The following is an 18,292-nucleotide window of genomic DNA, read 5'->3' on the forward strand; positions in this document are numbered from 1 at the left end:
CACCCCCGGATCAACGGCCCCAGAGCGATCCAACCATCCAGAAGATCATTTCGTTAGGAGTTCTAAGACGTGGTTTCTAATGGCTCGCCGATCGGGGCAGGTTCGTTCAGCGGGCCATGAAGCGGCTCAGCTCGCGGGACTGAGCCTGGAGCCGGTCCAGGCGCGTGCGTTGGTTGGCCGTGTCCGATGCGGGCCCCGACACCTGCACGTCCCTGGTGCTGCCCCAGGTCGCTGGGTCACCAGTAGGCAAGGCGAGTTCGATGCCGGCTCGTTCGGACAAGACCAGCATGGTCGCAACGAAGCCTTCGGAGAGGGCGATCATGACGGTGTGGCTTGTTCGCAGATGCTGCTCCAGCAGGGCCTCAGCGAACGTCTTCAGGGCTGCGGGGTCGATCTGGCACTCGTCATCGCGCATCTGCCCGAGGCCGGAGGGCAAGCCGAGTTCCGCCTCGAAGACGTAGACCTGTCGCAGGAAGAGCCTGGCCGCCCCGTTGGACGGGTTCCAGAGCGTCTGCTTGCCCAGGTCGAAGTACTGGCTCACCGCTGCGTTTCCCTGTTGTCCACGACGGAATCGTAGTCAAGCCGCCGCGAGGCGCCGGAAGCAGATGAACGCGGCGGCGATGCCGACGAAGCCGAGGAAGTGCTCGGCCTTGCGCTCGTAACGGCGGTGGAGCCGTCGACATCCGGCCAGCCAGGACACGGTTCGCTCCACCACCCAGCGATGCCGGCCGAGTCTCTGCGAGGACTCGACTCCCTTCCGGGCGAGCGGTGGGGTGATGTGGTGGCTGCGAAGCCACCGCCGGAGGCCGTCGTAGTCGTATCCCTTGTCGGCGTGGAGCTTGCCGGGGCGTCGGCGCCGCGGTCCGCGGCGGGAGCAGATCGGCGGGATGCCTCGGATCAACGGTTCCAGGGCCTGGCTATCGTGCAGGTTCGCGCCGGAGATGCCCAGCGACAAGGGCAGACCGTTTCTGTCTGTGACCAGGTGGATCTTCGATCCCAACTTTCCCCGGCCGGTCGGATTCGGTCCCGTTAGCTGCCCCCTTTTGCAGCTCGAAGACTCACGGAGTCGACCGCGCATCTCGACCAGTCCAGCTGGCCGCGGGCACCCAGCTCGTCCAGGATCACCCGGTGGAGGCGAGCCCAGACCCGATCTCGGCTCCAGAGGGCGAAACGCCGGTAGACCGTCTGCCAGCACGGGCCGAACATTGGCGGCAGCTGCCGCCAGGTACACCCAGACGTTGCCACGAAGACGATCGCGGTTAGAACCTCGCGGTCACCTGCACGACGTCGACCGCCGCCCTGCGGGCGCACCACTTCCGCCGGCGGAACTACCCGGCGGAATAGTTCCCACAGTTCGTCAGGCACCAGACGCTCAGCAAGGGTCGTCATGTCCTGTCAACGAACGCCACGACCAACAGAAACGACGTTCTAATGCTCAACGACATCTTCACCACGGCCACCGCCCAGGTCGCGGGGCCAGACCGAACAACTCCGCCTCGACACCACCGTCGACCCCGAACAGGTCACCGAGGACGACATCCTGCGCGTCCACGCCGGCCAGTTCGCACCCTACCTGCTCTGCTCTCTCCACCTCGCGCTCGCCCTTGCGGGTCACCGCGCGGTCCACCGGGACCGTGTCACCACCGACCTGACGCCGATGTGCCAGGCATACCATGTCCACAACGACCTGACCGGCTACCAGGAACTCGTTCGAGTGCTCGCCACGCGTGACGACGAGGGAGCCGTGTTGACTCTCGCGAATACCAGCGACCTCGCCCGCCGCCGCCTCACCCTGCTCGCCCACACCGTCCACCGCCTCGCGCCCCCGCCCGACCGCCGCTGGCTCCACGCCTTCCTCACCGGGCTCACCGACGACGACCTGGTCTCCATCACGGGCCTGATCGCCGACACCGGCGTCCCCGACCACATCACCTTCCGTGTCCCCGAACTGCACCAGCAAACACGCGGGTTACTCGATGCCGACGCGCGCCTTCCCGCAGCGCTACGGACAGCGCTGGCCGCCACCGTCCGGTACATGGGCGACCTGTACGATGCGGACACCCCGACGAGTCGCCTCTACCTCCAAGCCCGCGACGACCTCGCCCTGGCGATATGCGAAGTGGATCCGGTCTGCATTCCCGCCACACACAAGCCGGCTTCAATCGGAGGTGTAACTAGCTCGTTGCGGAGCCGGAACACCAGGCTTGGCGGCTGGTGAATCTGCAGCGACGAACACGATTCATCGCATACCTCATGAAACAATTACTTCGACCACTGTCCTGCTGCGCCCCGACTGGAGTAGACGCCCCAGAGATTTGCAAGGCCTGACTGCATCTATACTGCGCCAGTAGCCCTGTGCCAGCGCTCTTTCGAGCAACTGTCACCGTCAGGAGTTCACCCTGCTCCGGAGGTTCAAGCGAGCCAAGCTCTGGTTGTACACGTCGATGGGCAATGATTGGCTGCGTACGCCCGAACAACGACACGCTTGAAGCTCTGGCGACGATGCCAGGAATCCTGAGCGAGCACGAATACGTCGCCTAGAAAACAAAGAGGTGGATATCGTGGGCATTACCGTGGCAGCGTCAGCAGCCGTGCCCTTTTGCCGACCTGAGGTCGTGGCGATGGAGGACAGCACGCATGACAGTAAGGCGCGGCGGACATGACGGCAGGTTCCATTCGTGGTCTTTTTTCTCGCACACGCTTGCCATTGGTACTCGGATTGACCGATGGGCTGCTCAACGCGCTGACGTTGGCAGCTGGTTCTCTCATCGGCGGTGGCGGGTCGATCAGCTACGGCCTCGCCGTCCGAGTCGCGTTCGTTGCGTTGGTAACGGCCGCCTTCTCCGTCTTCGTCTCAGACTATGCTGAGCGACGCGCACAACTGGTACGGGCATCACGAGAACTCAACTTGACATCTCGGGGGCATTTGGCAGCTACGCGGCTTGGCCGACTGGCGCTCGGCCGGTCGCTGCTCGCCATGGCAGTTGCTTGCCTTGCCAGCTTCGTCGGTTCTGTCGTACCGCTGCTCGCGGGTGCCCTGCTTCCCAATTTGTCTTGGCTGGTATTGGTATTGGCCATCGGCGCACTAGCCGTCCTCGGTGCGGCCCTGGGCCGCACCTTGTCCGCAAGTGCATGGCGCTGGTGTGTGTTGATGGGATGCGGAGGGATCGCGGTGACGTGGATCGGCGTATGGCTGCACATCACATAGGAGCACCGCAGTCGCGACAGGCTCCTTTCACTTGCGACCTGGCGGGTCGCCTGTGGAGCAGAGCACAAAAGCTGATCGCTGCGTGTGTTCCCATGAACCTGCTGAGCTTCAAGTACGGGCAGCCGTCGCAGGCTCGTGGACGGGCCACAGACCACAGCCCTCCCGCTACCGGGCCGGGTGAACGGGCCCCGGGTCCGAGCCGAATACCTCGCGATAGAGGTCCTCGCCGTAGCCGGTCGGCAGGGGCTCCCCGGGCTCCAGCCTGAAGGTACGGGTACCTTCGGCAGTGCGCTGTGCGCGCAAGAACACGGCATCCTCCGAGTGCTCCGTGTGGAGACGATGCGCGAGGTCGAACAGATGGGTGACGATGACGGCCTTGACGTCGGACTCGACCAATGCGCGCAGAATCTGGCGGGCCAGTTCCGACCCCTCGCGCTCATTGGTGGCTGCGAAGGACTCGTTGAACAGCACCATGTCGTGTGAGGACACCTGGTTCGCGATGGTGCTCATCCTCGCCAATTCCTCGTCCAGCTTCCCGCTTTCCATTTCGGCGTCCTCTTCGCGCCGATAATGGGTGAACATCTGCCCCCGCAGGTCCGTGGCGTACGATTCCGCACCCGCGAACATCCCAGCCTGTGCCATCAACTGTGCGAGGCCCAGGCTGCGCAGGAAGGTGGACTTGCCGCCTTCATTCGCTCCGGTGACCACCACCAACCTCGCGCCGGCCGCGTCGATGTCGTTGCCGACGACTCGCTCTGTTTCCCGCAGGCTGAGGCAGACGTCGTAGAGTCCACGAGCGATGAGGACAGGGGTACCGGGTGGATGCGGTTCAGGAGTGCAGAGTGGTTCGCCTTTGTCTCGCAGCCTCTCGTGGAGATTCAGGCAGCCCACGTAGAAGGCCAGTTCGCGAGCGAGCATCGTGAAGAAGCTCAGGATGTGGTCAGTGGAGCGGGACAAGGCGTCGGCGGCCAGAGCGATACCGCGATCCCGTAGTTCGGAGAGGGCTTGGGCACCCGCCTCGTCACGGTCGGGAACGCGGTAGCTGTAGGAGGGAGGGCTGTTGTGGGTGATGCGGTCCTTCAGAGCAGGCTTTGGGTGTGGGGTGCGCAGGGTGTAGTCGGCACCTCGACACCCAGGGCCCAGCTGTGCGCTGACCAGCACCCCGTTCTTGAACTTCAGCCGATGCAGGTGTTCATCGACGATGCCGAAGTAGTCATCGTCGAGTTCCCTCTCGACCATCTCGAAGAACTTGGTGAAGCCGGGAGAGGCCACTTGCGTGCCGTACTCGTCACCCAGGTTGCGCAGCGCGTGGAGACGCTCGATGAACATCTCCATCACCTGCACGGCCCGGTACATCGTCGATTCAGCGCTGCGCACGAGGCTGGGCCAGATCCTGTGCTCAGTGGCAATGGCATCGAGCGCGAGGTTGAACAGGTCCCGGGCCATGCGCGGCTGTTTGAGGCAGTCCGCGAAGACCTTTTGCCGGTGGCGCACGGAGTCAGGGTCGGTGAGAGGACGGAACAGTACGAGCCGGCAGACACCCCGCATGAAGGAGTCCTCACCAGCCATCGCGTCGAACAGTACGTCCAGGCCGAGGTCCCGAGTGAGGTCTTCGGCCTCGGGCGGGCAGTCCGCTTCCCAGAGGAAGTCCGCGTCCTCGTGGAGCAAGAAGGCTTTCATGACTTGTCCTTCGCCGGTCGAGAGCTGCTGCCGTCTGACGCGTCCAGCCTTTTGATCCGTTCGGCGAGCTTGTCGTGAGTGAGGCCGTACTTGTCCGCTACGGCCAGGGCGTAGGAGAGGCCGTCGGCCGGTTTGCGCACAATCCGAAAGGTCCGTCGGGCAGGGTCGTCCGGCACCACGGTGCTGACCATGCTGACGGTGGCCGGCCCGAGTTCGGACAGCTCATCCACGAATGTCACGCAGACACCCAGCGCACCGGCGTCGATGACCTGCCGAAGCACTTTTGTCCCGAGGTCGACCGCGTCGTGCAATGTGGTGGAGGTGAATACCTCGTTCATGATGACGATGCTGTTCTCAGTGACGCGCTCCAAGATGTCATGGATGCGCACCAGGTCATCCTTGAGCTTGCCGCTGAGGTCCTTGAGGTTCTCGCCTCGCTCGAAGTGAGTGAAGACGGCGTCGCACATCAGCAGGCCGGCTTCACGTCCTGGCACTGGGCAGCCGAGCGCGGCCAGATGGTGCAACTGCCCGATGGTACGGGCGAACGTGGTCTTGCCACCCTGGTTCGGCCCTGAGACCACCAGGATCCGTTCGGGGGCCTCGAGACGGAAGTCGTTCGGCACGACGGTGGTCCGCGTCCGGGCCAGGCGGTCAGCCAGCACCACGTCGAAGACCCCCTGGCCCTCCACTGTCGTGGCTCCCGCCATCATTCGCGGGTAGCAGAAGTCCAGTGCGGCTTCTTTGAGCGGCACGAGGGTGTCGAGGTAGGCGAGGTAGAACTGGGCCTCACGATCGAACGTGGCGATGGCCTCGGCCACGAAGTCGCCGTGTCGTTCGGCGTAGGCGTCCAGTTCCTGGAACTCCTCGGGGAAGAGCAACGCCACCCGGTCGAGCACAGCGGCCTCGACGGAGTTCAGCTCCACCGGCTCCCGGAACCGGACGGAGTGGTCCTGGGTCTGTCCCTGCGAGAACTTCTCGAAGCCGGCGACCACTTCGGCGCCGTAGTCCGGTTCGTCGTCGTAACGCGTCACCTTGACCTTGCCACCCGTGATCGTCAGACAGTAGCGGACCGCCGTGAGACGTTCTTGCGTCGTCGCCGTCTCCTCCAGCAACGTGGTGTAGGCGGTACCGCGTTCGTACTCGACGAGGTGGTCCCGGAAGGCGCGGAGCCCCCGTGAGCCGAGGTCGGCTTCTTTCAGCGTCTGCACCAGATGGGAAACGGCCTGCCGATAGGAGTCCACTGATCGCAGCAGCCAACTCTGCTGCTGGTAGCGGTGCCGAAGCCGGGCGCCCTGCCGTAGGCGGGCTCGTGTCTCACGCATCCGCTCAGCAAAGGCCTTCACGCCCTCGGCGAGCGCGGGATTCTCCAAGTCGCGGAAGACCTCCTGGCGGTAGAGCACGGCGTCCGCCGTGCGCAACCGTCGCCGGTACAAGGGCAGCAGGTCGTACCCAGGGCGATCTTCGGTGACGACCTCGAAGAGCTGGTCCAGGTTGAGGTCGGTGAAGTAGTCCGGGTCATGCGTCTCAGTGCTGCCCGCACCGCCGGCCCCCCGTGTGCTCGGGCTCTCGTCAGCGGTCTCGAACAGGATGCTGGGAAAGGTCTCGACCATCTGCGCCTCCAGGCTCAGTCCACGCGTACCCGCGAGACCGCGGTATCACGCGTGGAGGCGCGCCAAGGCACTCCTGGTAAGTGCTCCGTTCTGGGAACCCACCGGAAGCGCCTTGGCTCTCACCCGGGGCGGTCGGGGGGACGTTCACACGTCAGTGGTAAGTCGGCCGTCGCGGCGATGTCACTCCGCTGGGGCACTGAAGGAGGTGGCATCGACGTGGTCGTCGCCCGTTCACGGTACGGCTGACGAGAGTGTGTCAGCCGAGGGCTTCGTGCCCGGCGACCACAAGCAGCAGTAGCCCGCCCACCAAGGGAGCGTACGTTCCCACCAGCTTCGAGAGGAGGCCGATCCCCAGTACGTTGCCCAGCCAGATCATCACGTAGCCCCACGCGGTGATGGCGATCACGATCGACCACAGCGGCGCCGAGGAGGCAACGGTGGCTCCGAAGCCGTTGGCGACGTTGGTGATGGACAGGCCAAGCCCGAGGAGCACCCCTTGGCGCCAGCCGGGGTGGGGAAGAGACACATCCCGTTTCTGCTTCCGGAGTCGCGGGCGCACGTAGGCGGAGTACCAGTAGATGAGGCCCACACAGGCCAGCACAGCGCTCGCTGTCCAACGTGCCGCCGTTTGAGGAAAGTAGCCTGCAGTCGCGTCACCGACGTAGGCACCCAGAAACGCGCTGGCGAAGCCGATGGCGTTCACGAGGGCGTTGATCCGGTGGGGAAATTTGATTTTCGCGGTGCCGTAGGCGACTCCGATACCGGAGTTGTCGAAGTTGGTGCCGATGCCGATCAGGTTGGCGGTGATGAATCCGTTCACCCAGCTCATCGGCGCCTCTGCTTGCCGCGCGTCATGTGTGGACCCACCCTCTGGCTCGGAGAAAGCGCGACCAGGACGAACCCGCTGACCGAACAGGAAGCGATGGCGGACGGCGACCGTCGGCGGCTCCCATGGGCACTTCCCACGGGCCGAACGTCAACTTCGTCCGTGTTCCATGGTGTTTTGCCCAGGGGGGAGCAGGGGGCGGCCCGACGATAGTCGTCGGTCGTGGTGAAGGTGGAACGCACGAAACCGTTCCTCCTCGGTTCTTGGCCTGAGTCCACGACGGGGGCCGACGTACAGGGGTGGCGTGCACCTCGCCCGGCGCAGGGCTTTGGCCGCAGGCGACTCGAGCCGGCCGGACCGTTCTCCGGAACCCGAGGTTCTCTTCCAGTACCACGCCGCACGCTCAACTACTCCAGAGCACGGATCCCGGCTCGACCGGCTCAGGTAGGCCGAAAGCAGGACACACGCCTCCTGCGGTCCTGGCGGGGCATGGCGCGACGGCGTCTTGGCGGGTATCACGTGCGGGTAGGTGATTCGCTGGCACAGAAGGTGCAGGGAAGCCGGAGCGATGAAGGGGGCGGTGAGGCTCGGTGAGCGTCGACGACGGACAGGCGGACGTCAAACGGGACCTCGAGCGGGCGAGGTCGCGACTGCGCCTGCTGTCGGACGCCAGTGTGGCGCTCGCGAGCATTCTCGACGCGGACGAGGCGCTGGGCCGTCTCGCGCGGCTGATAGTGCCGCACCTGGGCGACGCCTGCGTGATCGACTTGGTGGAGCACGGCCGGGTGCGCCGGGTCACCACTGTGCACCGCGACACCGCGCGTCGTCTCCCGCGTCCCCCGCACAACCCCCCTCCCGGCCCCGGTGACTCACCCGCTCCGTTGGCCAGGGTGCTCAGGGGTGCCGGCCCGTTGGCGACTACCGACTTCGGGCCGCCGGCGGAACCCGGGTCGCTCCAGGCCGCTCAGCTGCGTCTGTACCGGGGACTGGACGCCGGAACGGTGCTCATCATTCCGCTCAAGGTACATCGAGAGGTTCTCGGCGCGTTGAGTCTGGTGCGGCCGGCGTCCTCCGGACCGTTCGAGCAGGAAGTGGTCGACATCGCCGGCGACCTGGCCTACCGCGCGGGCCTGGCTCTGGAGAACGCGCGCTTGTACGCCCTTCAGCAGAACACCGCCGAGCAACTGCAACGCTCACTTCTGCCGGAGCTCACCGACTTCAGCCGGCTCCAGCTGACAGCCCGCTACGTACCCGCCCGCAAGGGCGTCGAGGTCGGAGGCGACTGGTACGACGCGTTCGCCCTGCCCGACGGCTCGACGGTACTGGCGATCGGCGATGTCGTGGGGCACGACTTGACCGCGGCGGTGCGGATGGGCCAACTGCGCAACATGCTGCGAGCCCTGGCCTTCGACAGCGGCGACTCGCCCGCAGGCGTCATGCGTCGCCTCGACGGCACCATGCAGGGCCTGAGCAGCACCGAACTGGTCACCGCGGTCATCACCCGCGTCTACACCCCGCCCTCCGGGCCCTGGCTGGCCCACTGGACGAACGCCGGTCACCCGCCGCCCCTGCTGACCAGCCCCACGGAGGGCAGCCGACTGCTGGAAGACGGCTTGGCGCCGGTTTTGGGGGTGGACACGTCGATCGCTCGCGGCGATGCCCTCACTCCCCTTCCACCGGACAGCACGCTCTTGCTGTACACGGACGGGCTCATCGAACGGCCTGGTGAGAACATCAGTCGCGGCTTGACCCGGCTGCGGCAGCATGGCGCAAGCCTGGCCCACCTGCCGCTGGAAGAGTTCTGCGACGGCTTGTTGGAGCGTCTCACCGACGGCCACCAGGATGACGTGGCCATTCTCGCTCTGCGCGTGCCGGCTCAGACACAGGTCCTGTCCTGATGAAGATGAACGCTGTCTCCGCGCGAGCGCTTCCTGCTTGGGTGGGCGGGTTGCCCGACGTACGCGTCGGCCGCTGGCAGCCGGTGAGCTGGCACCCCACCGACAAGTGGCTGCATGACGGCAAGTCCTTCGAGATCGGCGAACTGCTCTACGAGGACGAAGGCGGCCGGCCCCTGGGCGTTCGCCTGCTCGTGGACCCGGGCTCCGAACGGATGCCCCTCCCGGACGTGTACCGGGGGTTGGACCTGTTGTGGAGCTCGGGGTTTCGAAGCCCTTCGCCCTACCGCGTGCCCCGGCCATTCACGTACGACCAGGACACAGGCGTACTCGTCCGGGAGTTCATCCCGGGTAGCACCTGGGCCGACACCGTCCTGGGCGGCGACGGGCGGGACGCGGCCTCGGACGGTGTGGCCCGGTGGCTGTGTGCACTGCAGCGACTCCGCGTGACGCCTTCCGTCGCCGAACTCCCCAGGACGCCATACCCGTATCGCACAGCCGAACAGGTAGCGGAGCTGCAGGACCAGATCGGCGACAGGGCGGCAGAGCGCCGCGTCGAGGCTGTCGGGCGAGAAGTACGCGAGCGGCTCGCCAGTTCGGCGGGCAGGCCGTTGGTGGTCTCGCACGGGGACCTGCACCCGAAGAACGTCCTCATCAGTGGTCACGCCGTCGTGGCCATCGACACCGACAGGCTGGCCCTGCGCGACGAAGGCGCCGACCCAGGCCGGGCCATGGCGCAATTGATCAGCATGTCCGTCGCACGACGGGGACACGCCAGAGCCGGCGAAGCCGCCGCCGGAAGATTCTGGCGTTCCTACCGACGGTCCGGCGGCGCGGCAACGTGGCCGAAGACGGCGCCTCACGTAGTGGCCACACTCATCGAGTGCGTCCATTACCGGGTCGCGCTCGGTGACAACACATGGCCAGGACCTCATCACGGGTGGATCGCCTCCTGGGAACGCATCCTCCGTGGGGGCAAGCCTTGGTGAGCTGAAGACGCCTGTCTTGAGAGCCGCCTACGGCAGGGAGGCCTTACGGCGGAGCGGAGGAGCGGGGGGATGGGATTTCGCGATGGGCGGTTTGCTGAGCACGGTGGCGAGGTACGCAGCTAAGTGGCGGTGGGGCCCGCCTTCAACCGCGGAATGTCCGCCAACGGTCCCTGCACTCGTGATTCGGCGTGCAGGAGGACGGGTTGGTCTCGGGCCGGCAGCAGCGAACAGAACTCATCAGGACGCTCGACGAGCTCGGGCAGCTTGACGGCACCCAGGGGACCGCGACAGCAGGAAGACTGCTCCGCCGACTGACGACAGACTGCCTGCGGGTCCTGGTCGTCGGCGAGGAGGAACGGGGCAGAGGAAGCCTCGTCGAGGCGCTCGTCGGGCGGGCTGCGGTGCTCACGAACGCCTCGACTTCCACGTCGATATCGGCCACGGTGCCGGTGGGCTCCCCCGAGGGCGTCAGCGGGAGTGTGGAGCTGATCGTCGCGCCGCCCGCCGACTCCGTCTACGACGGCGCACAGGCAAGCCAGGCGTGGGCGGCTGTGGACGTCGTGATCGTCGTGCTCACCGCGGACTTCCCTCTGTCGGCCACCGAACGCTCACGGCTGACCAAGGCCGGCCAAGCCGCGGTACCCGCGCTGGTCGTGCTGAACAAGGCAGACCGCCTTGGCGCCGAGGAGTTGGCCGAGACGGTCTTGGTCGCCAGATCCTGCGTGGAAGCCGCCTACGGTCGTGAACTGGCGGTCTACCCGGTCTCAGCCGAGATCGCGATGAGCGGCGGCGGCCGCGACACCCTCTCTGCCCTTCGCTGGTCCGCTTTCATGACAGCGTTCCACGAGAAGGTCCCGGCGGATCATGGTCGGCAACTGACCGACGCCGTCGCTGCCCAGGCGTATCACGTGATCAGCACGCTCCTGGACGAGACCCGACTGCTGCTTCGGGCCCATGCGCTGCGAGAGTCCGGCAACGGGGCACAGGTTCGCCACTTTCAGGCGCAGTTGACGAGAATCCGTGCGTCTCGCCGGAATGTCACCGAGGCCATCACCGAGGAGGTCAGGCGCCTGTCCGAGGAGACGGACGCGGCAGCGAGAACGCAGGCCCAGCGCCTGCGAGTAACGATCGAAAGGTCCTTGGACACACGGCTGTCCGGAGACTGGCAGGACCTGCCGACGGGAGAGCTGGACGAACAAGGCTTGGCCTTTCTCACGCGCACGGTCGCTGAGGGTACGAACTCCTGGTGCCGTCGGCAGGCCGTACGGCTCCAAGAAGCCATGCACGAGCTGGCGCGGGCGGCCGAGGCAGGCCAGGAGTCCCAGTTGACGACGGTGAGAGCAGCGGCCCGAGACCTACTGGACCTGGATCTGAGGATTTCTGCCGAGCCGATCGAGCCGGACGACAACGGCTGGTTCGCCTACTCGCCACCGGATACGAACAGTCGGCCGAACTTGCTGGCTTACGTGGCCCGAGGCCATCTTCCCGGACGGCTCGGACGTGGCCACGTCTCACGTCATCTGAGCGACTTGGCCCGTGACTTGACGGAGCAACAGGTAGGGCGGGCTCGGTCCAGCCTTCGACACCAACTCTCCGAGGCCGCGCAGAACCTCTCCCAGGCCCTTCTTCGACGCGTCACCGCCTGCGTGGCAAGTCTGGAGGACGCTCTGACGGAAGCCGCTCACATAGCCGCGCTGCCGAAATCCCAGGCCGCCACGCGACTGACCGCGGCCGAAAGACGCGAGAAGGCGCTGGGCGAACTCGCCCAGCGCATCCAGGCGCTCCGCACACGCTCCTGACCGCGTGTTGCTCTTCGCGCCAGGCACGGACGCGCACTCATACCGACGACTCGAAAGAGACCGAGGAAAGACAGGAACAGCCGTGACCACAGACGAATCGCGAGACGCCAAGAACCGGCAGCTGGATGGCTTCCGGGCCCATCCCGAGCACAGCGCCCTCACCACGGACCAGGGGGTGCGTATCGACGACACCGACAACGCGCTGCGCGCCGGGACACGTGGGCCGACGTTGCTCGAGGACTTCCACAACCGGGAGAAGATCACCCACTTCGACCACGAACGCATCCCCGAGAGGGTTGTGCACGCCCGCGGTGCCGGCGCTTACGGCTACTTCGAGGCCTACGAGTCACTGGCCGAGTACACGTGTGCCGACTTCCTCGGCGAGGCCGGGCGGCGGACGCCGGTGTTCGTGCGCTTCTCCACGGTGCAAGGCCCACGGGGCTCGGCCGACACCGTGCGAGACGTGCGCGGTTTCGCCACCAAGTTCTACACCCGGGAGGGCAACTACGACCTTGTCGGAAACAACTTTCCCGTGTTCTTCGTCCAGGACGCGGTCAAGTTCCCGGACTTCGTGCACGCGGTGAAGATGGAACCGGACAGCGAGATGCCCACCGGCGCCTCCGCTCACGACACGTTCTGGGATTTCTGCTCGCTTCAGCCTGAGTCCACCCACATGCTGATGTGGCTGATGTCGGACCGCGCCATCCCCCGCAGCTACCGCATGATGCAGGGCTTCGGGGTGCACACCTTCCGCTTCGTCACCGACGACGGTCGCGGCACGTTGGTGAAGTTCCACTGGAGGCCGAAACTCGGCGTGCACTCACTGGTGTGGGACGAGGCTCAGATCGCGGCGGGCCGAGACCCTGACTTCAACCGGCGTGACCTGTGGGAGGCCATCGAGTCCGGCGACCACCCCGAATGGGAGCTGGGTGTGCAGTTGGTACCAGAGGGGGACGAGCACGCCTTCGGCTTCGACCTGCTGGACGCAACGAAGATCATCCCCGAGGAGCAGGTGCCGGTGCGTCCGATCGGACGCATGGTGCTCGATCGGAACCCGCAGAACTTCTTCGCCGAGACCGAGCAGGTCGCCTTCCACACGGCCAACGTGGTGCCGGGCATCGACTTCACCAACGACCCGCTGCTCCAGGGCCGCAACTTCTCCTACCTCGACACCCAACTGATCCGGCTCGGCGGCCCCAACTTCAGCCAGATTCCCATCAATCGGCCCCTCGCGGAGGTGCACCACAATCACCGCGACGGCTACGGCCAGCAGGTCATTCACCCAGGTACCAACTACTTTCCCAACTCGCTGGGAGGCGGATGCCCAGCGCACGCCGGGGCGGGCGGCGGTGCCGGAGTGTTCCGGCACTACCAGGAGCGAATCGACGGCGAGAAGATCCGCGTACGCAGCGCCAGCTTCGACGACCATTACAGCCAGGCCGCTTTGTTCTGGAACAGCATGGCCGACTGGGAAAGGCGCCACATCGTGGAAGCGTTCCGCTTCGAGCTGGGCAAGGTCGAATCCGCCGCTGTGCAACAGCGGATGGTGGACAACCTCGGCAACGTCGACCCCGAGCTCGCCGCTCAAGTGGCCGACGGCCTCGGCATGACTGCACCTACCCAGTCGCGACGTGGGAGCGAGGAAGTCTCGCCGGCCCTCAGCCAGGAGAACCTGCGCGCTCCCGGTATCTGCACCCGCAAGGTGGCGGTGCTGGTGGCGGAAGGCACAGACGCAGCCCAGACGGATGCCATGCGGGAGCGACTGGCTGACGAAGGGGCGGTTGTGGAGGTGTTGGCTGAGAAGGGCGGCATCGTGGGCGGCGCCGACGGCACCGCGATCGAAGTGGACCGCGCCCTGCGCACGGCGGCCTCGGTACTCTACGACGCGGTCGCGGTACCGGGAGGAGCCGAAGCGGTCGAAACCTTGGAGGCCGACCCTGCCGCGGTGCGGTTCGTGGCCGAGGCTTACCGGCACGGGAAACCGTTGGCCATGCTGGGCGAAGCCAGCAGGCTCATGCACGCCGCCGGGCTCCCTGTGACCGTCGTGGACGATCCCGCCCCGAGCCAGGGTCTATGCGTCGGCGCGGGTGAGGTCGCCGACAGGGTCACCAGGGAGTTCGTCTCCGCCATTGAGCAACACCGCTTTCCCGTGCGGCCCGGTATGTTCGGCTGAACGACGGCGCTCCCGACGGGGACCGTTGTGCTCGCGGTGCCGCTCGGTGGGCTGTGGTCGAGGATCAGCGTCGCCGTTTGCCACGCTCACCGGACCACAGCCCGCTCTCCTTGCCCGGGGGCCAGGGAGGGACCACCCCGTCGGGCAAGAGCAGGAACCATTGGCCGCAGTCGGCGAGGAGGACCGCTTCGAGGCGGTCCGGCGGGTTCCAGCGCCAATTACCAGGATACCTCCAGCGGCTTCGGGCAGAAGGGCGTTGCCTCGTGCCTCGAGCAGCCGGACCGACCGCACGCCCCCGGGCGCCGCAGTCTCCCGACCTCATGGTGTATTCGGGTGCTCTCCGTGGTACCGGGAGGCATCGACCGTTTCCGAGCACCATTCCGACCGGAGGCACTATGCCGATCCGCCGTCTCGTCCTCGACATCGACAAGACCGTCCAAGAACCCGATCTCGTCCTTCTGGCCCGTACGATCGAGGCGTCGGAGGGCGTTGACGCCGTGAGTGTCATCGTCACCGACATCGACATCGAGACGGTCGGAACGGACGTCACCGTGGAGGGACCGGACATCAATGTCGACGTGCTGATCCATTCCATCGAGCACATCGGAGCCGTCGTGCACAGCATTGACCAGGTGGTCGCCGGTGACCGCCTGATCGAGGGCAGGCTGCGGCGGCGGTGAGCCGCGAGACGGAGAAGCGGGCGGGACGGCCGGACCTCGGCTCCCCCGTCGCAAAGAGCGGCTCACAGGAGGCATACACACGGACGAGGCCGGGCAGACTCCTGGCGGCGATGAGGCTCGCCGTTACCCGCACCAGCCGGTGCTGATGGCCTCTACGAGGAACGCCGCAAAGTCGAATGGGCTCTGCGGCCGATCACCGTGGAGGCCATTCGTATGTACCCGCACACGCCATTCGGTGTGCAGATAGCATCCACCTCTCGACACCCTGGGCGCGCGGCATCCTTCTGTGCCCCGCAATGGCGAGGGCTCACTGCCCTCCTTCGGGACCAAGCAGTACGCCCGATACACGTGGATGCCCGCGCGATGCATGCGCTGGGTGGCTGAGGTGGCTGCCACCGAGTACGAAGACGCGGCAGCGGCGATAGTCAGGGTTGCGCAATGCACGATTGTGAACGCCAAGTGGCATCTGTGTCAGGAGTGGGCGATCGCCCGTTTGGCCAAGCACCGTGGGCTCGCCTGCGTAGCGCTCTTCCCCGACCACCCGGTCGTCCAGCTCATTGCATACAACGGGCAGTTGCTCGGCCGCGCCCGCTGGCACCGAACCGGGACCACCGCTCGTTGGATCGCTACACAGGAACCAATCGCACACGAAATCGGCAACTACCGTTCCCTGCACGGTGCGGCACGAGCACTGGCCCAGGCAGCCGGCATGCCACACCGCGTGGTCACCTGCCTGCCGGATCAAGCGTGGGAGTGAGGAAAACTACCTGTCACCCGGTCCACGCCTCTCCCGCCCGGCCGGGCGGCGGCACGCTCGCCGGATCAACGGCGCCGCAGTGGCGGGCGCCCAGGGAGGACGACAACGGCCCAGCCGCCGTACTCGGGCCGGAACACCACTCGCGCGGTCGTGCCCGACTTCCACAGCTCGTCCGCCCGGTGCTCTGCCGCCCTACGCGCCTGCGGACCGACACCGAACTGCTCGATGCGTCGTGACTCCAGCGGACCAGCCGCAGAGCCCCCGCGCCTTGAACCCTCGTCAGCCACCGTGCGCCTCGTTCTCGCGGTACGCCGCAAGCACTTCCGGTACGCCGCCGTCCATACGCACACGACCCGCTTCCATCCACACCGCCCGCCCGCAGCTCTCCTCGATCGCCGCCAGCGAATGGCTCACCAGGAACACCGTCCCCGCCTCCGCCCGCATTTCCTCGAGCCGCCGCGCGCTGCGGTGCCGGAACTCCGCGTCCCCGGTGGCCAGTGCCTCGTCGATGAGCAGCACTTCATGCGGCGCGGCGGTGGTGATGGCAAACCGCAACCGCTGTGCCATGCCGGTGGAGTACGTGCGCAATGGCCGGTCCAGTGCCTCGCCGAGCCCCGCGAACTCGGCGATCCCGGCGAAGGCGTCCCGCACTTGGCGCGCCGACATTCCCATCGCCAGACAGCCGAGCACGATGTTGCGTTCACCGCTCAGGTCGCCCATCAGGCCTGGATCAACGCCCAGCAGCGACGGCCGCTCCCGCACGTAGACGCGTCCCGCGTCCGGCGGCAGAAGACCGGCGATCGCTCGCAACAGGGTGGACTTGCCGGAGCCGTTACGGCCGATCACGCCGATCACATCGCCACGGCGGGTCATCAGGCTCACGCCGCGCACCGCCCGCACCGTACGCGTTCCCGCACCGCGTTCACCGTGCAGCATCCGCCATACGGCCCCGGGGGCACCGCCCCTGCGTCCCCCTGCCATGGGCACTCGGTAGGTCACATGGAGATCGTCCACGAGCACGGACAGCTCGCCCGGCGCGGCCGTGGCCGACCCGGCCGGGGGCGCCGACGACGTCGGGGACGTCGTGGTCGTGCCACCAGGCCCGCCCGGGACCTGGATCGAGCCGGTCGCGTCACCCGGGTCGTTCGCGGCACAAGTGCTCATCCGGTTCCCGCCTCTCAGCAGGGACCGTTGGCGGCCTCCGGCCGCGGTTCGGCGGTGAGCCCCTCCACCGTCTTGGACACCACGGTAAGCGTGCCCCACGGTGCCTTCCAGCCGAAGGCGTACGAACGGGCCCATTGGCCGGCTCCTCACGCCTTCGTGCCCATGTACACCTGTAGCCCGTAGGCGGCTGCTGACGCGGCAGCGATCGCTGCGACGAGGCAGGGTCGTGGCCGCGGCTCCTCGTCCGTTCGGACATCCGGTGTGCCGTGGCGCACAATGGAGTTGTGCGTGGCGAATACCATCCGGTGGTGGTTCACCCGCCCGGCCCGAAGGGGCGGCGTGTGACGGTTGACGGTGTACAGGCCGGGTACGCGCTTTCGCGGATGGACGTCCTGTGGATGTTGTGGGAAGCCGGGTACGAACCGGATGACATCGAACTGGATGACACGGAACTCGTCGATTGGCGCGGCGGCGGCCCTGACGCATGGGACGGTCCGCCGGGTGTCGCGGCAGCCGGATAGCCCGCCCCCGCGTCCAGTGTGAGAGCGGGTCCGGCGCGCAGGGCGCCGGGTTCACACCGCCTTGTCCGCCGCGAGGCCGAGCGCCTTGGCGGCTGCCTTGGGGCTGTGGAAAGTGCCTGCCGTCATCAGTTGTCCTTCAGGCACCGCGACCCAGCTCGCCTGCCGGGCAGGTCCGCCGGCCAAGCGGATCGATCCGAGGTACTCACCGTCGTACGTGACGAGCTGGATCGCGTCGCTGTGCGGGTACAGCTTGCTGCGCACCAGCCCTTGGGTGTCATGAGCCTTGGCGAGTACCGAATCGCGCTGTGCGGCCGCCGCGTCCGCCCGACTCTTCGCCGCATGGGTAGTGGCTCCGCTGGTCATGACCGCCTCCCAGGATCTCGCGCCTGCTGGGTAGGACGCGGCCGACCTCGCGGGACCGCCTCGGGCGTCCGATGAGGTGCGCCCTGCGGCCGGGCCACGACCTACACCCCCACCTACGGGCGGTCCAGGAGCTACCGCCGCCCGGGGCAGGCCAGGAACCATCGGCCTTACGGCGTGTCGACCGCTCATCCGCGGTCTGGTGGGATCCACCACCACTTCCAGGATAGCCGCGCAGACGACCACGCGTGCCGTGCTGCGACGGCGGTCTTCGTACGGATCCAGCGATGGCGCTGCTCAGCCATGCACCCCGGCACCCTTCACGTAGGACTCGTAGCCCTCCTCCTCCAACTGCTCGGCAAGTTCAGCACCGCCCGATTCCACGATCTTTCCATCGGCGAAAACGTGGACGTAGTCGGGCTGGATGTAGCGCAGGATGCGGGTGTAGTGCGTGATCAGCAGCGCAGCCACCCGGCCGGTGGAGCGGACCCGGTTGATGCCTTCCGAGACGATGCGCAGCGCGTCGATGCTCAGCCAGGGGCTGTGAGTAACCGGCCGGCGAATCCCGCCTCCAGGGAGCAGCATCTCGGCAGAAGGGGTCTGGCTGCGTTCAAGGCCTGCGTAGGGGTG

At 66.7% G+C, this 18,292-nt stretch carries 17 protein-coding genes, 1 pseudogene and 1 riboswitch; of the genes and pseudogenes, 9 read left to right on the plus strand and 9 right to left on the minus strand.

Annotation, left to right across the window (positions count from 1 at the left end; genetic code table 11):
- Window positions 1-106: 106 nt before the first annotated feature.
- From K7472_RS31035 to K7472_RS31045, 3 genes are all read right to left on the minus strand, one after another.
- Window positions 107-541, minus strand: a complete 435-nt coding sequence (locus tag K7472_RS31035; protein ID WP_222982403.1) for a DUF6086 family protein — start codon at window positions 539-541, stop codon at window positions 107-109.
- A 36-nt stretch (window positions 542-577) separates the two neighbouring features.
- Window positions 578-1,389, minus strand: a protein-coding gene (locus K7472_RS31040) for an IS5 family transposase (RefSeq protein WP_222982405.1) whose coding sequence is annotated in 2 segments (ribosomal slippage) — window positions 578-1,039 and window positions 1,042-1,389 — 810 coding nt in all. Because the reading frame shifts where the segments join, the coding sequence is not laid out codon by codon here.
- 58 nt (window positions 1,390-1,447) lie between these two features.
- Window positions 1,448-1,615 (minus strand): hypothetical protein, encoded by a 168-nt coding sequence (locus K7472_RS31045; protein ID WP_222982407.1) that lies wholly within the window; start codon window positions 1,613-1,615, stop codon window positions 1,448-1,450.
- Between the two features lie 42 nt (window positions 1,616-1,657).
- Between K7472_RS31045 and K7472_RS31050 the strand changes: the two genes are divergently transcribed.
- Window positions 1,658-2,218, plus strand: coding sequence for a hypothetical protein (locus tag K7472_RS31050; protein WP_222982409.1), 561 nt, complete (start codon window positions 1,658-1,660; stop codon window positions 2,216-2,218).
- Between the two features lie 441 nt (window positions 2,219-2,659).
- Window positions 2,660-3,208: a hypothetical protein gene (locus tag K7472_RS31055; RefSeq protein ID WP_252396533.1), complete on the plus strand. Its 549-nt coding sequence runs from the start codon at window positions 2,660-2,662 to the stop codon at window positions 3,206-3,208.
- A 165-nt stretch (window positions 3,209-3,373) separates the two neighbouring features.
- Here the strand turns inward: K7472_RS31055 and K7472_RS31060 are convergent, their stop codons facing one another.
- The 3 genes from K7472_RS31060 to K7472_RS31070 form a co-directional block, all read right to left on the minus strand.
- Window positions 3,374-4,888 carry a MutS-related protein gene (locus K7472_RS31060; protein ID WP_222982411.1) on the minus strand — a complete coding sequence of 505 codons (1,515 nt, stop codon included), beginning with the start codon at window positions 4,886-4,888 and terminating at the stop codon, window positions 3,374-3,376.
- On the minus strand, window positions 4,885-6,498 hold the full coding sequence (locus K7472_RS31065) for a MutS-related protein (RefSeq protein ID WP_222982413.1): 1,614 nt from the start codon (window positions 6,496-6,498) through the stop codon (window positions 4,885-4,887). Before K7472_RS31065 ends, K7472_RS31060 begins: the two co-directional genes overlap by 4 nt.
- A gap of 256 nt (window positions 6,499-6,754) precedes the next feature.
- Window positions 6,755-7,327 (minus strand): manganese efflux pump MntP, encoded by a 573-nt coding sequence (locus tag K7472_RS31070; RefSeq protein ID WP_222982415.1) that lies wholly within the window; start codon window positions 7,325-7,327, stop codon window positions 6,755-6,757.
- Between the two features lie 587 nt (window positions 7,328-7,914).
- On the opposite strand from K7472_RS31070, the gene K7472_RS31075 reads away from it, so the two are divergent.
- From K7472_RS31075 to K7472_RS31100, 6 genes are all read left to right on the plus strand, one after another.
- Window positions 7,915-9,222, plus strand: a complete 1,308-nt coding sequence (locus tag K7472_RS31075; protein ID WP_222982417.1) for a PP2C family protein-serine/threonine phosphatase — start codon at window positions 7,915-7,917, stop codon at window positions 9,220-9,222.
- Complete coding sequence (locus K7472_RS31080; protein ID WP_222982419.1) at window positions 9,222-10,208, plus strand: phosphotransferase family protein; 987 nt, start codon at window positions 9,222-9,224, stop codon at window positions 10,206-10,208. The genes K7472_RS31075 and K7472_RS31080 overlap by 1 nt, the downstream gene beginning before the upstream one ends.
- Window positions 10,209-10,396: 188 nt before the next feature.
- The gene (locus tag K7472_RS31085) at window positions 10,397-12,007 is read left to right on the plus strand and encodes a P-loop NTPase family protein (RefSeq protein ID WP_222982420.1); all 1,611 of its coding nucleotides are present in this window, start codon (window positions 10,397-10,399) and stop codon (window positions 12,005-12,007) included.
- Between the two features lie 82 nt (window positions 12,008-12,089).
- Window positions 12,090-14,180, plus strand: coding sequence for a catalase (locus K7472_RS31090; protein WP_222982421.1), 2,091 nt, complete (start codon window positions 12,090-12,092; stop codon window positions 14,178-14,180).
- Between the two features lie 395 nt (window positions 14,181-14,575).
- On the plus strand, window positions 14,576-14,860 hold the full coding sequence (locus K7472_RS31095; protein WP_222982422.1) for a DUF211 domain-containing protein: 285 nt from the start codon (window positions 14,576-14,578) through the stop codon (window positions 14,858-14,860).
- 97 nt (window positions 14,861-14,957) lie between these two features.
- Window positions 14,958-15,022: riboswitch (Fluoride riboswitch) on the plus strand.
- 223 nt (window positions 15,023-15,245) lie between these two features.
- Entirely contained in the window at window positions 15,246-15,617 is a 372-nt protein-coding gene (locus tag K7472_RS31100) for a hypothetical protein (RefSeq protein WP_252396534.1), read from the plus strand.
- Window positions 15,618-15,896: 279 nt separating this feature from the next.
- Here K7472_RS31100 and K7472_RS31105 read toward each other — a convergent pair whose 3' ends face one another.
- Window positions 15,897-16,598 (minus strand): ABC transporter ATP-binding protein, encoded by a 702-nt coding sequence (locus tag K7472_RS31105; RefSeq protein ID WP_372458146.1) that lies wholly within the window; start codon window positions 16,596-16,598, stop codon window positions 15,897-15,899.
- A gap of 467 nt (window positions 16,599-17,065) precedes the next feature.
- Between K7472_RS31105 and K7472_RS31110 the strand changes: the two genes are divergently transcribed.
- Window positions 17,066-17,302 carry a hypothetical protein gene (locus tag K7472_RS31110; protein WP_222982425.1) on the plus strand — a complete coding sequence of 79 codons (237 nt, stop codon included), beginning with the start codon at window positions 17,066-17,068 and terminating at the stop codon, window positions 17,300-17,302.
- 51 nt (window positions 17,303-17,353) lie between these two features.
- Here the strand turns inward: K7472_RS31110 and K7472_RS31115 are convergent, their stop codons facing one another.
- Together K7472_RS31115 and sufC are read right to left on the minus strand one after the other, a co-directional pair.
- Window positions 17,354-17,665 (minus strand): hypothetical protein, encoded by a 312-nt coding sequence (locus K7472_RS31115; protein WP_222982427.1) that lies wholly within the window; start codon window positions 17,663-17,665, stop codon window positions 17,354-17,356.
- A 294-nt stretch (window positions 17,666-17,959) separates the two neighbouring features.
- Window positions 17,960-18,196, minus strand: a pseudogene (gene sufC / locus K7472_RS31120) (Fe-S cluster assembly ATPase SufC); the annotation flags it as partial.
- Between the last annotated feature and the right edge of the window lie 96 nt (window positions 18,197-18,292).

It is taken from the genome of Streptantibioticus parmotrematis (assembly GCF_019890615.1).
GTDB classification, from domain to species: Bacteria; Actinomycetota; Actinomycetes; order Streptomycetales; family Streptomycetaceae; genus Streptantibioticus_D; species Streptantibioticus_D parmotrematis.